Annotated in this window: 15 protein-coding genes; 10 read left to right on the top strand and 5 right to left on the bottom strand. The window is 31.0% G+C overall.

The features are described from left to right. Nucleotides 1-229 precede the first annotated feature (229 nt). The 8 genes from dapF to GXM21_RS06690 all read left to right on the top strand — a co-directional run bounded on the left by dapF (nt 230) and on the right by GXM21_RS06690 (nt 6,051). Nucleotides 230-1,060 carry a diaminopimelate epimerase gene (dapF, locus tag GXM21_RS06725; protein ID WP_008537803.1) on the top strand — a complete coding sequence of 277 codons (831 nt, stop codon included), beginning with the start codon at nt 230-232 and terminating at the stop codon, nt 1,058-1,060. 31 nt (nt 1,061-1,091) lie between these two features. Beyond that, nucleotides 1,092-1,988: a YicC/YloC family endoribonuclease gene (locus GXM21_RS06720; protein ID WP_008537804.1), complete on the top strand. Its 897-nt coding sequence runs from the start codon at nt 1,092-1,094 to the stop codon at nt 1,986-1,988. A 21-nt stretch (nt 1,989-2,009) separates the two neighbouring features. Further along, a complete protein-coding gene (locus GXM21_RS06715) occupies nt 2,010-2,285 on the top strand; it encodes a DUF370 domain-containing protein (RefSeq protein WP_008537806.1) in 276 nt (91 codons plus the stop codon). After that, nucleotides 2,275-2,892 carry a guanylate kinase gene (gene gmk / locus GXM21_RS06710; RefSeq protein WP_008537807.1) on the top strand — a complete coding sequence of 206 codons (618 nt, stop codon included), beginning with the start codon at nt 2,275-2,277 and terminating at the stop codon, nt 2,890-2,892. Before GXM21_RS06715 ends, gmk begins: the two co-directional genes overlap by 11 nt. Before the next feature lie 29 nt (nt 2,893-2,921). Next, nucleotides 2,922-3,131: a DNA-directed RNA polymerase subunit omega gene (gene rpoZ, locus GXM21_RS06705; protein ID WP_008537808.1), complete on the top strand. Its 210-nt coding sequence runs from the start codon at nt 2,922-2,924 to the stop codon at nt 3,129-3,131. An 84-nt stretch (nt 3,132-3,215) separates the two neighbouring features. After that, nucleotides 3,216-4,421, top strand: coding sequence for a bifunctional phosphopantothenoylcysteine decarboxylase/phosphopantothenate--cysteine ligase CoaBC (gene coaBC / locus GXM21_RS06700; RefSeq protein WP_008537809.1), 1,206 nt, complete (start codon nt 3,216-3,218; stop codon nt 4,419-4,421). 111 nt (nt 4,422-4,532) lie between these two features. Continuing rightward, nucleotides 4,533-5,324: a pyrroline-5-carboxylate reductase gene (gene proC / locus GXM21_RS06695; RefSeq protein WP_008537810.1), complete on the top strand. Its 792-nt coding sequence runs from the start codon at nt 4,533-4,535 to the stop codon at nt 5,322-5,324. A 190-nt stretch (nt 5,325-5,514) separates the two neighbouring features. After that, nucleotides 5,515-6,051 carry a hypothetical protein gene (locus GXM21_RS06690; protein ID WP_008537811.1) on the top strand — a complete coding sequence of 179 codons (537 nt, stop codon included), beginning with the start codon at nt 5,515-5,517 and terminating at the stop codon, nt 6,049-6,051. Between the two features lie 71 nt (nt 6,052-6,122). Here the strand turns inward: GXM21_RS06690 and GXM21_RS06685 are convergent, their stop codons facing one another. The 5 genes from GXM21_RS06685 to GXM21_RS06665 all read right to left on the bottom strand — a co-directional run bounded on the left by GXM21_RS06685 (nt 6,123) and on the right by GXM21_RS06665 (nt 12,754). Continuing rightward, nucleotides 6,123-7,742 carry a nucleoside kinase gene (locus tag GXM21_RS06685; RefSeq protein ID WP_008537812.1) on the bottom strand — a complete coding sequence of 540 codons (1,620 nt, stop codon included), beginning with the start codon at nt 7,740-7,742 and terminating at the stop codon, nt 6,123-6,125. 179 nt (nt 7,743-7,921) lie between these two features. After that, entirely contained in the window at nt 7,922-8,923 is a 1,002-nt protein-coding gene (locus tag GXM21_RS06680) for an inorganic phosphate transporter (protein WP_008537813.1), read from the bottom strand. Then, nucleotides 8,916-9,545: a DUF47 domain-containing protein gene (locus tag GXM21_RS06675; protein ID WP_039881391.1), complete on the bottom strand. Its 630-nt coding sequence runs from the start codon at nt 9,543-9,545 to the stop codon at nt 8,916-8,918. Before GXM21_RS06675 ends, GXM21_RS06680 begins: the two co-directional genes overlap by 8 nt. Before the next feature lie 443 nt (nt 9,546-9,988). Further along, nucleotides 9,989-11,479 carry a threonine synthase gene (gene thrC, locus GXM21_RS06670; protein ID WP_008537815.1) on the bottom strand — a complete coding sequence of 497 codons (1,491 nt, stop codon included), beginning with the start codon at nt 11,477-11,479 and terminating at the stop codon, nt 9,989-9,991. A 48-nt stretch (nt 11,480-11,527) separates the two neighbouring features. Beyond that, nucleotides 11,528-12,754, bottom strand: a complete 1,227-nt coding sequence (locus GXM21_RS06665) for an aspartate kinase (protein WP_008537816.1) — start codon at nt 12,752-12,754, stop codon at nt 11,528-11,530. Nucleotides 12,755-13,264: 510 nt separating this feature from the next. Here GXM21_RS06665 and purE point away from each other — a divergent pair. Both purE and purC read left to right on the top strand, forming a co-directional pair. After that, on the top strand, nt 13,265-13,756 hold the full coding sequence (purE, locus tag GXM21_RS06660) for a 5-(carboxyamino)imidazole ribonucleotide mutase (RefSeq protein ID WP_008537818.1): 492 nt from the start codon (nt 13,265-13,267) through the stop codon (nt 13,754-13,756). Nucleotides 13,757-13,846: 90 nt separating this feature from the next. Next, a complete protein-coding gene (purC, locus tag GXM21_RS06655) occupies nt 13,847-14,557 on the top strand; it encodes a phosphoribosylaminoimidazolesuccinocarboxamide synthase (protein WP_008537819.1) in 711 nt (236 codons plus the stop codon). Nucleotides 14,558-14,598: the final 41 nt, after the last annotated feature.

The raw sequence follows: 14,598 nt of genomic DNA, 5'->3' as shown, positions 1-14,598 counted from the left end.
TATTAATTGAGCAGTTTTTGCTAAGTTTTTTGTCATTAATTAGTATTTTCTTTAAAAAGATGAATAATTATAATAATATGAGCAGGATTGTTGATATTTAATAGCGAATTAATATTAGTTATAGTTATAATATAATAATTTAGTTATTATCTATAATGAGCCTGAATAGATTTTAAATTTGTAAAAATAAATACATTGTTTTAATAATGTGTTTAAGGAGGATTTTATCATGGAATTTAATTTTTCTAAATGGCAAGCTTGTGGAAATGATTTTGTATTAGTAAATGCTTTCAATAATGAAGATATCAGTGAAATAATCGCAAATGCAGAAAAAATTTGTGATCGTCATTTTGGTGTAGGTGCTGATGGTGTTATATTTATTTTGCCATCTAAAGTAGCAGATTTTCGTATGCAAATCATCAATAGTGATGGCAGTGAAGCTGAAATGTGTGGTAATGGTATACGTTGCTTTGCCAAATGTGTAAAAGAAGCTAATCTTACAGATAAAAATAAATTCACTGTAGAAACTGGTGCTGGTATAATCGTTCCTGAAATTATGGAAGATGGCACTGTTCATGTAGATATGGGTGAACCTATTTTAGAAGGCGATAAAATTCCAGTATCTGGCTTTGGCAATAATCAAGTAGTAAATGAAGATATCACCGTAGATAGTCAAACTTATAAAATGACTTGTGTATCTATGGGAAATCCTCATTGTATCGTTTTTGTTGATGATATTAATAGTGTAGAACTTGAAAAAATTGGTCCAAAATTTGAAACTAATCCAGTATTTCCTAAGAAAACAAATACAGAATTTGTAGAAGTAAAAAATGATAAATATGTTCGCATGCGTGTTTGGGAACGTGGTGCAGGTATCACTTGGGCTTGTGGTACTGGTTCTTGCGCTACATTAGTAGCTTGTGTATTAAATAAACGTACACAAAGAACAGCTCAAATTGAATTAGATGGTGGTATTTTAACAATACAGTGGGCTGATAATAATCGTATTTATATGACTGGCCCTGCTACAAAAGTTTTCACAGCAACATGGGCTGATTAATAATCTTAATTAGGTTTGGGGAGGTATTTTTTTGATAAGAAGTATGACGGGCTTTGGCTCAGCAACTTTTGATAATGGAATATATAAAATTGGCGTAGAAATGAAAGCGGTAAACAATAGATATCGCGACATTTCCATTCGTATGCCAAGTGGACTACGTGCTTTAGAAGCAAGTATAGTTGAGGCTTTAAATAAATATGCTCTTCGTGGAAAAATAGATATTTACATTAATTTTGTAAATAACAATGAAGAAAATAAAAAGTTAGCCATTGACAAAGATTTGTTGATTGCTTATTATAAAAGCTTACAGGAAATCAATACAACTATTAAAAGTGTAGATAAAAAAGCAAAATTAAAAAATATATCTTTAATAGATTTGGCAAATTTTCAAGGCGTGATAAATTTAGCTGATGATAGTTTAGATTTAGAAGCGATAAAACCATTATTAGTGGCTACTGTAGAAGAAGCTACAGAAGAATTTGTCAAAATGAAATGTATTGAAGGTGAAAATCTAAAAAAAGATTTACTTCGTCGTTTAGATATCATTGCTAAGCATACAGAAAAAATAAAAGTAATAGCGCCTGAACGCTTAGTAAATTATCGAACTCAATTGATAGAAACACTTAAATCTTTATTGAGTGAACAAAATATTGATGAGAATAGAATAATCCAAGAATGTGCGATAATGGCAGATAAAATGGATATTACAGAAGAAATTGTACGCATGGGAAGTCATTTACAGCAGTTTAAGGCTAGTTTGGAAATGGACGGTAATATTGGTCGTAAATTAGACTTTATTGTCCAAGAAATGAACCGTGAAACAAATACAATGGCTTCTAAAGCTAATAATGCTGAAATTGCTAATTTAGTAGTAGAGATTAAAGGCGAATTAGAAAAAATTCGTGAACAAATCCAAAATATTGAATAGGTAAAAATAGGTAAAGAAGTTATGCAGGCAAGATTAGTTAATATTGGTTATGGTACAATTATAGCTGTAGATAGAATTATCGCAGTTGTCGCTCCAGAGTCAGCACCAATAAAGCGTATAGTCCAAGAGGCAAAAGAGTTAAAGAACTTAATTGATGCCACTTATGGACGTCGTACACGTTCAGTGATTATCATGGATAATTCGACTGTTGTTTTATCGGCTGTACAGCCAGAAACAATAACAAATAGAGTAAATATGGATATTATAAAAGAAAAGGGTAGAGTAAATGAAGAATAAGGGTAATTTAATCGTTATTTCTGGACCATCTGGTACAGGAAAAGGGACTGTTTGCAAAGAATTATTAAAAGCACAGCCAGAAATTGTATTTTCCATATCAGCAACAACACGTAAACCTAGACCAGGCGAAGTGAATGGTAAGGATTATTGGTTCTTATCTAAAGAAGAATTTCAGCAAATGATAGCAGAAAATCGTTTGTTAGAATGGGCTGAAGTTTATGGAAATTATTATGGAACTCCAGCAGATAAAGTACGCGAAGTATTGGAAAGTGGTAAAGATGTATTACTTGAAATCGATACTCAAGGTGCTTTAAATGTACAGAAAATGTTTTTAAAAGAAGGTACATTCATCTTTTTATTACCTCCTTCTCTTGCAGAACTTGAAAAACGCATTCGCGGACGTGGTACTGAAACTGAAGAAGCAATAAAACGTCGCCTCAGCGCTGCTATTGAAGAAATTCCACGCGGAAATAATTATGATTACATCATCACTAATGAAGTTGTCAGTGATGTTGTAAATAAAATTTTGCATATTATTGAAGCTGAACGCTGTGCAGTGTATAATAATTTAGATAAACTTGTTCAACTTGAAAATGAAAAAGTTTAAATTAAAATATTGCAAAGGAGCGATTTATAATGGATATAGTACATCCTTCTATGGACCAACTTTTACCAAAAGTTGATAGTAAATATACTTTAGTAGTTTTAGCAGCTAAAAGAGCTAGACAAATTTTAGCAGGTTCTTCTGTAAAATCCGTACTTCAATCTCATAAAGATGTTACAAATGCTTTAGAAGAAGTTGCAGAAGATAAAATTACTTTTGCACGTGTGAAAAAAAGCATTTAATTTAAAATGAAAGGCAAGCTACTACTTGCCTTTTTTGCTAATTAAGACGGTAAATATTAATTTATTTTATATAAGAGGTTTATTATGTTAAAAGGCAAAAATATCTTATTAGCAGTTTGTGGTGGTATTGCAGTTTATAAAGTTGTAGATGTAGCTAGCAGATTAAGAAAATTAGGCGCTAATGTACATGTAGTAATGACTAAAGAAGCTACAAATTTTGTTACACCACTTACATTTCAAGAAATTAGTGGAAATCCTGTAAATGTTTCTATGTGGGATAAAGTTACAAATTGGAATGTAGAACATATTGCTCTTGCTAATTTGGCGGATTTAGTTTTGATTGCACCTGCAACAGCAAATATTATTGGTAAAATAGCAAATGGTATTGCTGATGATATGTTATCTACTGTGATTATGGCGACTAAAGCACCTGTTTTTGTCGCTCCTGCAATGAATAGTAATATGTATCAAAACCCAATAACACAAAAAAATATAAATACTCTTCGTGAATATAATTATCATATTATTGAACCAGCAAGTGGTCATTTAGCTTGTGGTGTAAATGGTATAGGTAGACTTCCTGAACCTATTACTTTAGTAGAGACTATAAAAGATTATGTTGAAAAACAAAATAATCAGTCTTTAAAAGGTAAAAAAGTGATTGTAAGTGCAGCAGGTACAAGAGAACCAATTGACCCTGTTCGCTACATCAGTAATCGTTCTAGTGGAAAAATGGGATATGCTATTGCTACAGAAGCTGCTAGTAGAGGTGCTGAAGTAGTTTTAGTTTCAGGTATTACAAATATTAAAGCGCCTGAAAATGTAAAATTAATAAAAGTAGAGTCTGCACGTGAAATGCAAAAACATATTGAAGAGCATTTTGCAGATTGTGATATTACAATAATGTCAGCAGCTGTTTCAGATTATCGTGTAAAAGAAGTAGCTAGTCAAAAAATAAAAAAATCTGATGAAGTCATGACTATTGAGCTTGTAAAAAACCCAGATATTTTGAAAGGTTTAGGCGAGAAAAAATCAGATAAACAGTATTTAGTTGGCTTTGCTGCTGAAACACAGAATGTTGAAGAATATGCTAAAGGCAAATTACAGCGCAAAAATCTTGATATGATTGTAGCAAATGATGTAAGCCAAGCTGGTGCTGGATTTAATGTAGATACTAATATAGCTAAAATCATCACTTGTGATGGAGAAATAAAACAAGCTCCACTTATGCAAAAGACAGAACTTGCTAAATTGATTTTAGATACAATTGAAGAAAAAATGAATAAATGATAAATAAAAACTCCTATTAGTTTTTGAAGCTAGTAGGAGTTTTTTATAATTAGTTGTTATGATAAAATATAAGTTAAATGATGTAAAAAAATAAATAAAGAAGGTATTTATATGTTTGATAATTTAAAATTAGGTTTTATTGGTTTTGGCAATATGGGACAAGCTATAGCTACAGGTTTAATCAATCAAGGAGCTATACAGAGCAATCAAATTTTTGCTTGTGCTAAGAATTGGGATAAACTTTGTAAAAATACACAGGAAAAACAAATCAATCCTTGTAAAAGTGCAAAAGAAGTTGTTGATAATGTAGATATGGTCATCATAGCTGTGAAACCATATATGATAGAAGAAGTCATTACACCAATAAAAAAAGAATTACAAGAAAAAATCGTTATTTCTATTGCAGCAAATTTTCCTTTTGCTAAATATGAACAAATTCTTTTACCAAATACACATCATTTAAGTACAATACCAAATACACCAGTAGCCATAGGTGAAGGTATTTTTATTTGTGAAAATACACATTCTTTAAGTGATGAAGAATTGGATTTATTTACAAAATTATTATCCACAATTTCTATAGTTCAATTTGTAGAAACTAAACAATTATCCATTGGCGGAACTGTAGCAGGTTGTGGCCCTGCTTTTGCCAGTATGTTTATCGAAGCTTTAGCTGATGCTGGTGTAATGCATGGTCTTGCTCGCCCTGTAGCTTATAAATTAGCAAGTCAAATGATAGTGGGAACTGGTAAATTGCAATTAGCTACAAATAATCATCCAGGTGCAATGAAAGATGCAGTATGTTCTCCATCTGGTACTACTATTGTGGGTGTAGCAACTTTAGAACGTAAAGGCTTTAGAAGTGCAGTGATTGACGCTATTGATGCTATTGAAAACAAATAAATTTATATAAAAATATGATATAATATAACTAATAATTATTCAAAGTGAGGCGATAAATATGAAAAGATGAAAAAAAGTTTTAGCTCTTAGTGCTATAGGTTTAATTTTAACAAGTGCAAGTTATTAATTATCTATAGATAATACAGCACAGACAAGACCATTACCTAGAGCTGAAAGAGTATTACCACAAATGCGTATTAATAATGAAATGCAAAATATAAGTGAATATTTTGGAGTAGATAAGCAAACATTAGTAATGTATTATAATAATGGTTGGGAAATGCCGGAACTTCGTAGAGGTGCTTTTTTAGCATATGCTTCACATAAGTCTTTTGATGATGTTATGAATTTAAGAGAGAATAATTCTTGGGGTCGTGTAGAATATTTAATTGGGCTTACACCAAATGATTTAAAGACAACACAAGATGATATTATATCAACACAGATAGCTAATAAATTAGATATAAATAAAAGTATTGTAACTTTTTTAGTTAAACAAAATTATGAAGTAGATGAAGTTATTCATGGCATACTTTATTCTATGTATGTAGATAAATCTCCAGCTGATATTATAGAAATGTATAATCCACCAACATCTAATTGGGAAGTGGTAGCAGATGATTTGGGTATTACTCAAGAAGAATTAGATGAAATACATCAAAAAATGGAAACATTGGATTTAGGCATGATTAAAGGTCCAAAAGGACCTGAAGCGATGAGATTTTAAAATTAAATAACATAAATAAAAATAAGCACTAATTGATATAGTGCTTATTTTTTATGAAGTAATTTATTTTATTAGAAGAAACAAGATTTTCCAATAAATTCTCTTAGTATAGAATTATTTGGTACATCATCATCGTTTGAAATATCTTCAAAGTAATCAAGAAAATCAATTAAGCGTTTAGATATATTATATTCTGGTAAATCAGGCGTGATTTTTTCTAATAAAGGTTTAGCGTATTTCTTTAAAATACCTAATTCATAAATTAGAGCAGAATTAAACATGACGTCTGCATTTTCTTGGAATGGGAAAATATTTTTATCTTCACCTTTGCGCACATCAGGCCATTGTTTAATTGTTTTTAAAGCGTGAGCACCTCTAAATTGATTATCGCGAACAATACGGCGAATAATGCGAGCAGCTGTAGTAGGAATGCGGTTGTGTGCATCTATAGCTAATTGAGTTAAGGCGCTGACATAAATTTTATATTTTACATGAGAAGGAATATCTCTTGTTAATTCATCATTTAAACCATGAATACCTTCGATGATGATAGGTTGATTAGGTTCTAATTTTACAATATGATTTTTCCATTCACGGTAGCCTGTGGTGAAATTATAAACTGGTAATTCAACGCTCTCTCCTTTTAATAATGCCATCATATGTTTATTGAATAATGGCAAATCCAAAGCTTCTATAGATTCAAAATCATATTGACCTTCAGGTGTTTTAGGAGTTTTATCTCTATCTAAGAAATAATCATCTAAAGATATGGATAGAGGATTTATACCATTGACAAGCAATTGTATGCGCAATCTTTGAGCAAATGTTGTTTTTCCAGAAGATGATGGACCAGCTATTAAAATTAAACGAAGGTCTTCTATAGATTCAACTATATGATCGGCAATTTGAGCGATTTTCTTTTCGTGTAATGCTTCGGAAATACGAATTAATTCACTAATTTTATTTGAGTGAATATATTCATTCAAATTGGTCACATAATTACATTTTAAAATGTAAGACCATCTATCGGCTTCACTTAATATCATAGATAGTTTCTTTTGTTTCATCTTTGGCGGAATTACATTAGGATTGCTGATTAAAGGTGTTCTAACAATCAATCCTGGCTCATAAAAGTCTATAGCGAATTTATCTAATAATGAAGTGTTATAAAGCATTGGACCATAAAGATAATCATAATAGCCTGCGCAGTAATAAAGGCTTACATAGTCTTGCTTTAAGGATTCAAGAAGTTTTGATTTAGCGATTTGTTGAGATTCTCTAAATAAAGCAACAGCATCTTCACGAGGCAAAATGCATTTTTTTATATCTTTTGCTTTAGAAACAAATTCAAACATTTTTTCTTGAATTTTGCCGACCATTTCTAGTGTTAAATCACCTTTAGGCAATAATTCACAATAAATACCATTATTTACGGAATGTTCTACTACTACCTCTTTATCAGGATAAAGCATATTTACAGCAGCCATCATGATAAATAAAATACTTCGTTGATAAGCTTGGACACCATCTTCAGTGGTCATATCAATGAATTCTACTTTGTCTTCTGGTGTAACTTGCGTTTGTACATCACGTAGGACATTATTTATTTTTACTGCTGTTATCAAATTTTTGTGATTTTTCTGTTCTTTTAAGACAGTATCTAATAATGAGTATTTTATTTGGCAATCCATAAAGAACACCTCCTAATTTTTCTTAAATATATTATAACAAAAACATTATAAAAACGATAATATTATTTTAAAAAATAAGGCAATGATTTTATACTTTTATAAACAAAAAACGCACCTCCAAAAGTTGGTTTTTATCCAACTTTCAGGGTGCAGTTGTTTTTTTGATTTTCAATTGGTCATTATAAGCCAAATACATAGCACATTAAGGAATAAACTAATGCACCAACAATGGCTGTACAAGGAATTGTTAAAACCCATGCCATAAGCATTTGTTGAGCTGTTCCCCAACGAACTGCTCCAATGCGTTTTGCACTACCTATACCCATTATAGAACCAGAAACGACATGTGTAGTACTTACTGGTAAAGAAAGTAATGTAGCAGAGAAAATTATGACAGAAGAGTTTAAATCGGCAGCAAAACCAGATATTGGCTGGAGTTTGAAGATACGACCACCTACAGTTTTGATGATTTTCCAACCACCAATAGCAGTACCACAAGCCATAGCTGTTGCAGCCAAGATTTTTACATAATAAGGAACTTCAAAAACATCGATATAACCACCACTTAAAAGAGCAAGTGTGATAATACCCATAGATTTTTGAGCATCATTTGAGCCATGAGAAAAAGCCATAGTAGCAGCTGTTATAATCTGCATGCGTTTGAATTTATTATTGAGCGACGAGGGCCTAAATTTACCAAATAATAAATAAAATATATTCATAATGATAAAGCCGACAACGATAGCAATAATAGGTGATAAAATCAAGGATAATACAATTTTACCAATGCCCCAGAAATTCAAGCCAATAGCACCTGTGGAAACGAGTACAGCACCAATAATACCACCAACTAAAGCGTGAGAGGAACTACTTGGCATTGCTATCCACCAAGTGAATAAATTCCAAACAATAGCACCAATTAAAGCAGCAACAATGATATGTTCATCAATATGTTCTGCTGATTTTACAATGTCGCCACCAATTGTTTTAGCAACACCTGTACTATACATAGCACCAAAGAAATTCAAGAAAGCTGCCATTATGATAGCTGTTCTAGGTTTTAAAGCTCTTGTTGATACAGATGTAGCAATAGCATTAGCTGTATCATGAAACCCATTAATAAAATCGAATACTAAAGCTAGGATAATAACTGCTATGATAAGAAATTGTAACTCATGCATATTTCATTACCACGCCTCTCACCAAATCAGATAATTTTTCGCAATGGTCTAAAGTATCTTCCATATAAGTCAAAATATCTTTCCATTTGATAAGCTCAATTGGGTCAGTGATATGTTCAAATAAGTAAGCAACCTCTTCACGATAAATACGGTCGCCTTCGCTTTCAAGCTTGCTAATTTTATAAGTACATTCTAAAATTTCGTGTTCATGTTTTGTAACTTCATGAAGCATAGAAAACGCTTTTAAGATTTCATCTGTTGCTGATACTAATAATTCAGATAAAGCGATAGCTGCTTTGCTTGTATCTACTAAATGATACATAACAGCTCTTTGGAGTGTTCCTTGGAGAAAGTCAACCCCATCATCAAGACCATTAGCTAATGCATAAATGTCTTCACGGTCAATAGGAGTGATGAATGTTTTGTTTAGTTTATCAATGATTTTGTCGTTAACAGCATCAGCTTCATGTTCGATATTAATGATATCTGATAGTTTAGCTTCTGCTTTATTGTTGCCAGACATAACATCATTAATTAATTTTGCACTACTGTTAAAGTGTTTTGCACTAGCTAAAAATAAATCATAAAATTCCGTATCCTTTTTTGTAAAAAAGTTGAACATGCCCATTTGTTACTGTAAATCTCTAAACTAAAATTAAGCTAGAGAATATTCCTTGTTCATAGTATTCACTAAAATTATTAATGTTTGATGCAATACTCCCAAGGCTTAACATCCCGGCGATTTCCGGTACAATATTACTAAATAGTAATACCAGTAACTCTTATCCTTTCCTTGTTATTCATCAAATATATACTTCACTTATATTTAAAGTGAATGCGATTATTATTATGGAGATACATATATTTTAATTTTAAAGTAAAGAAAAAGTAAAATATGGATAAATATAATTTTACTTTTTCTTTACATCTGAAATTAAATCATACGCTTTCCATAAATCTGTAAATAATTATACCATATTAGAAAAAAATAGGCGATAAATTTACTAGTAAAATGTAAAATTTATCGCCTATTTGTAAAATTTTTATGAAATATTCATTAAGATATTAGATATTTAAAAATGTATTTACAGCTTTAATCATATCTTCTTTTGCACATAAATTATTATGCAAAATAGGTAAAGATTGTAATTGAGCCAAGCCTTGAGGAATTTTATCTTTATTCAATGTAGATAATTTATCTAATAAAGCAAATTCATCTTTATCGGAGATATCTTCACCAAGAGCAGATAAAACGCTATCACTAAATTTATATGGGCTAGCAGTAGATAATACAACCATAGGTGTTTTATCTTGTGTAGATTTTTGATAATCTTGAGCTACTTGCCATGCAACAGCAGTATGTGTATCTGCTACATAATTATCTTGTTGATAAATATCATGAATACATTTTTTAGTAGCGTTATCATCTAAATATCCAGCAGAGAAAGTTTCTTGAATAGCTTTTAATGTTACTTCATCAACTTGATAGCAACCTGTTGATTGAAGTTTTTCCATATAGGATTTTATTTTAGTTGCATCATTTGTAATATGATAAAGTAAACGTTCTAAATTACTGGAAATTAGAATATCCATTGATGGAGATATAGTTTTGAAAAATTCACGATTGCGGTCATAAGTGCCAGTTTTCAAGAAATCTGTCAATACATTATTAGAGTTAGAAGCACAAATTAAACGATTGACAGGAAGACCCATGCATTTTGCGTAGAAACCAGCTAAGATATCGCCAAAATTACCAGTTGGTACAGTAAAGTTGACTTTATCACCCATAGTGATTTTTTTATCATTAACTAAATCAGCATATGCACTGAAGTAATAAACTATCTGTGGCAATAAACGGCCCCAATTTATGGAGTTTGCAGAAGAGAGTTTAAAACCTTTTTCATTTAGATATTCATTGTATTTACTATCACTAAAGATTTGTTTAACACCGCTTTGAGCGTCGTCAAAATTACCTTTAACAGCGAATACAGATACATTATCACCTTGTTGTGTGAGCATTTGTAAACGCTGAATTTTACTTACGCCTTCTTGTGGATAAAAGACAAGAATTTTTGTTTGGTCAACGTTTTTAAAGCCATCTAAGGCTGCTTTACCTGTATCACCAGAAGTAGCTACTAAAATAACTAATTCATCTTTATCACCTAATTTTTTTAATGAAGTAGAGATGAATTGTGGCAATAATTGTAATGCCATATCTTTAAAAGCACTTGTTGGACCATGCCAAAGTTCTAAAAGATAGTTATTTTTTTCGACTTCTACTGTAGGGACAATTTTATCAGTGTCAAATTTTTCTGTAGTATAAGCGTTATCAACACATGGATTGATTTCTTCAGCAGTAAAATCTGTTAAATATAAAGAAAGAATTTTTTTTGCACGTTCTTGATAAGATAAATCAAGAAGTGAAGTTAAAAATTTTTCATCAATAATAGGTATATTTTCAGGAACAAACAATCCACCATCTTCTGCTAATCCTTTTATGATGGCACGTGCAGAAGTAACAGCACAATTATGACCACGTGTACTTATATAATTCATAGAATGCCCCCTTAATTTATAAATATCTATTTATATTCGATTTAATGATTAGTCTTTAAAGAATTCATCATGAATAGCATTTACAGCTTCTTTGATTTTATCAGCTTTAATTAAGCAAGAGATGCTGATTTCAGATGTACTGATTACATCAATATTGATATTAGCATCAGATAAAGCTTTGAACATTCTAGCAGCAATACCAGGGTTACCGAGCATACCTGCACCAACGATAGAAACTTTAGCTACGTCTTGTTCGATTAATACTGCAACAGCATTTAATTCATCAGCAACTTTATCTACAATTTGTTTTGCTTGACCGAGGTCATCAGCAGTAACAGTAAATACCATATCAGTAACATTTTTTTCCATATTGCGAATGCTTTGTACAATCATATCAACATCAACATTATTTTCAGCAAGTTTGGAGAAAATTGCATGTGCAATACCTGGAGTATTTGGAATACCTAATACAGCGAATTTAGCTACATTAGTATCATGAGCTACTCCTCTAATAATAAACTCTTTCTCTTCCATTGTATATTCCTCCCTAATAATTGTGCCTGGTTTGTTAGTGAATGTAGATCTTACATGAATTGGAATATTGTATAAACGACCAGTTTCTACGGAACGTGGTTGCATAACACCAGCACCTAAACGAGCCATTTCTAACATTTCATAATATGTGATTTCTTTCATTCTACGAGCGCCTTTAGCAATACGTGGGTCAGCAGAATATACGCCATCAACATCAGTATAAATTTCACAAACATCAGCTTTCATAGCACCAGCTAGAGCAACTGCAGAAGTATCAGAACCACCACGACCTAAAGTAACAGGATCGCCTAAATCATCACAACCCTGGAAGCCAGCTACAATAACAATATTGCCTTTATCTAATTCTTCAAAAATACGTTTAGGTTGGATATCTTTGATTTTACCTTTTGTGTGAACAGAATTAGTTTTTACACCAGCTAATGCTCCAGTAAGAGAAATAGCTTTTTGTCCTAAAGCTTTAAATGCCATAGTCAATAAAGAAATTGAAACTTGTTCACCAGTAGTAAGTAACATATCCATTTCACGAGTATATTGATATGGATCTTTAGTAATCCCTTTTGCCAATTGAATTAAGTCATCTGTTGTATCCCCCATAGCGGAAACAACTACTACAATTTTATCATCTGGCTGTTTTTCATCTAAAATACGTTTTGCAACAGCTTTGATTTTATCAATATTTCCAACAGAGCTGCCACCAAATTTTTTTACAATTAGTGCCATTGTTACCCTCCTAAAGTATTTATGTATTTACATAGTGTATAAATTAAGTTTGCCTTTTACATTTATTATACAATGCAAACCATATATAATGCTTTTATTATAGCAGCTTATGTTTATTGTGTCTATCATAATTATAATCTATATAATTATTTGATTTTATAAAAATACTTATATTTAATTTTGTTAAATGAAAATTTCTTATTTATTATAATAGGAAATAAGAAGAAAATTTTTGGTAAAAATAGCGTAAACAAGTGATTTGTCAAATTAAAAAAGATACAATAAGAATATAAAAAAATTTTATTTCTTTATATTTAGTAATTTTTATCTAGAAGTTTTCAAGGTTACATTTTTGCAAAATTTAAAATTATCTTAGAGTGAAAATTTCTATCCTTTTTATAAAAATATGTAAAATTTTTATAAGCTATATACATTGAAGTTTTAAGTTTATTCTGTTATAGTAATTATTGTACTAATTAAATAAAACTACTCAGGAGGTTGATGATTTAAATGAAAGTAGCTGTAGTAATGGGCAGTGATTCTGATTTTCCCATTTTAAAACCGGCTGTTGATTTATTACATCAGTTTAATGTAGAAACAGAAGTAATCGTAGCTTCTGCACACCGTACCCCTGGCAAAGTCCGTGGCCTAGTTTCTTCTGCGGAAGAAAGAGGTGTTGGCGCATTCATCTCTGCCGCTGGTGCTGCTGCACATTTAGGTGGAGTTATCGCATCTTATACTACTTTACCTGTTATTGGAGTACCAATTAATGCAACTCCATTAAATGGTATGGATGCTTTATTAAGTACTGTACAAATGCCATCTGGAATTCCAGTTGCAACTATGGCAATTAATGGTGCTAAAAATGCTGCTATTTTTGCTATAGAAATCTTTGCTGTAAGCGATATGAATTTAAGAAAACAACTTAAAGAATATCGCGAAAAAATGGTTGAAGAAGTTGAAGCTAAAGCTGCAAAAGTTGCACAACAACTTCAAGCATAATTAACGAAAAAATTCATCTAAAATTAATATAAAATCGTATAACTCATTTTTATTTAGATTTTAGTTAATGACTTGGGAGGTCAATTAATAATGGAAAACAAATTATTATATGAAGGCAAAGCAAAAAAAATCTTTTCAACAGAAAATCCTGATGAATTATTAGTTTATTACAAAGATGATGCAACTGCTGGTAATGGTGCAAAAAAAGGTACTATTGCAGATAAAGGCATTTTAAATAATAAAATTACTAATTTCTTCTTTGGTTTATTAGAAAAAGAAGGCATTAAACATCACCTCATTAAAGTTCTTAATGACCGTGAAATCCTTGTAAAAAAATTAGATATCGTTCCTCTTGAAGTTATTATCCGTAATGTAGCTGCTGGTAGCTTAGCAAAACGTCTTGGTCTTGAAGAAGGCGTAAAAATGTCTAAACCTGTAATTGAATATTGCTATAAATGTGATGATTTAGGTGACCCTATGGTTAACCGTTATCATATCACAGCTATGGGTTGGGCAACAGCTGAAGAACTTGATCAGATTGAAGCGATGTCTCTTAAAATCAATGATGTTATGACAAAATATCTTGCTACAAAAAATATTGACCTCATTGACTTTAAATTAGAATTTGGTAAATATCATGGTGAAATTCTTTTAGGCGACGAATTATCTCCAGATAACTGCCGTTTCTGGGATAGTCAGACACATGAAAAACTTGATAAAGATAGATTCCGTCGTGATTTAGGTAATGTTGAAGATGCTTATAAAGAAGTTCTTCATCGTTTAACAGGCGAAACTTTATAATTAAATAAAATACTAAGCATAAATTATAAAATATTTATGCT

Origin of the sequence: Megamonas funiformis (assembly GCF_010669225.1) — a bacterium.
GTDB lineage: Bacteria > Bacillota > Negativicutes > Selenomonadales > Selenomonadaceae > Megamonas > Megamonas funiformis.
Note: the sequence above shows the minus strand (reverse complement) of the source record. Positions and strands in the feature narration are given on the sequence as shown.

What these genes read in the sequence shown, in the direction of transcription:
- purC (WP_008537819.1), top strand. Translation starts at nt 13,847, where the DNA reads ATGGAAAACAAATTATTATATGAAGGCAAAGCAAAAAAAATCTTTTCA.
- GXM21_RS06665 (WP_008537816.1), bottom strand. Translation starts at nt 12,754, where the DNA reads ATGGCACTAATTGTAAAAAAATTTGGTGGCAGCTCTGTTGGAAATATT.
- rpoZ (WP_008537808.1), top strand. Translation starts at nt 2,922, where the DNA reads ATGGATATAGTACATCCTTCTATGGACCAACTTTTACCAAAAGTTGAT.
- GXM21_RS06685 (WP_008537812.1), bottom strand. Translation starts at nt 7,742, where the DNA reads ATGGATTGCCAAATAAAATACTCATTATTAGATACTGTCTTAAAAGAA.
- coaBC (WP_008537809.1), top strand. Translation starts at nt 3,216, where the DNA reads ATGTTAAAAGGCAAAAATATCTTATTAGCAGTTTGTGGTGGTATTGCA.
- proC (WP_008537810.1), top strand. Translation starts at nt 4,533, where the DNA reads ATGTTTGATAATTTAAAATTAGGTTTTATTGGTTTTGGCAATATGGGA.
- GXM21_RS06715 (WP_008537806.1), top strand. Translation starts at nt 2,010, where the DNA reads ATGCAGGCAAGATTAGTTAATATTGGTTATGGTACAATTATAGCTGTA.
- gmk (WP_008537807.1), top strand. Translation starts at nt 2,275, where the DNA reads ATGAAGAATAAGGGTAATTTAATCGTTATTTCTGGACCATCTGGTACA.
- dapF (WP_008537803.1), top strand. Translation starts at nt 230, where the DNA reads ATGGAATTTAATTTTTCTAAATGGCAAGCTTGTGGAAATGATTTTGTA.
- GXM21_RS06680 (WP_008537813.1), bottom strand. Translation starts at nt 8,923, where the DNA reads ATGCATGAGTTACAATTTCTTATCATAGCAGTTATTATCCTAGCTTTA.
- GXM21_RS06690 (WP_008537811.1), top strand. Translation starts at nt 5,515, where the DNA reads ATGCGTATTAATAATGAAATGCAAAATATAAGTGAATATTTTGGAGTA.
- purE (WP_008537818.1), top strand. Translation starts at nt 13,265, where the DNA reads ATGAAAGTAGCTGTAGTAATGGGCAGTGATTCTGATTTTCCCATTTTA.
- GXM21_RS06675 (WP_039881391.1), bottom strand. Translation starts at nt 9,545, where the DNA reads ATGTTCAACTTTTTTACAAAAAAGGATACGGAATTTTATGATTTATTT.
- thrC (WP_008537815.1), bottom strand. Translation starts at nt 11,479, where the DNA reads ATGAATTATATAAGTACACGTGGTCATAATTGTGCTGTTACTTCTGCA.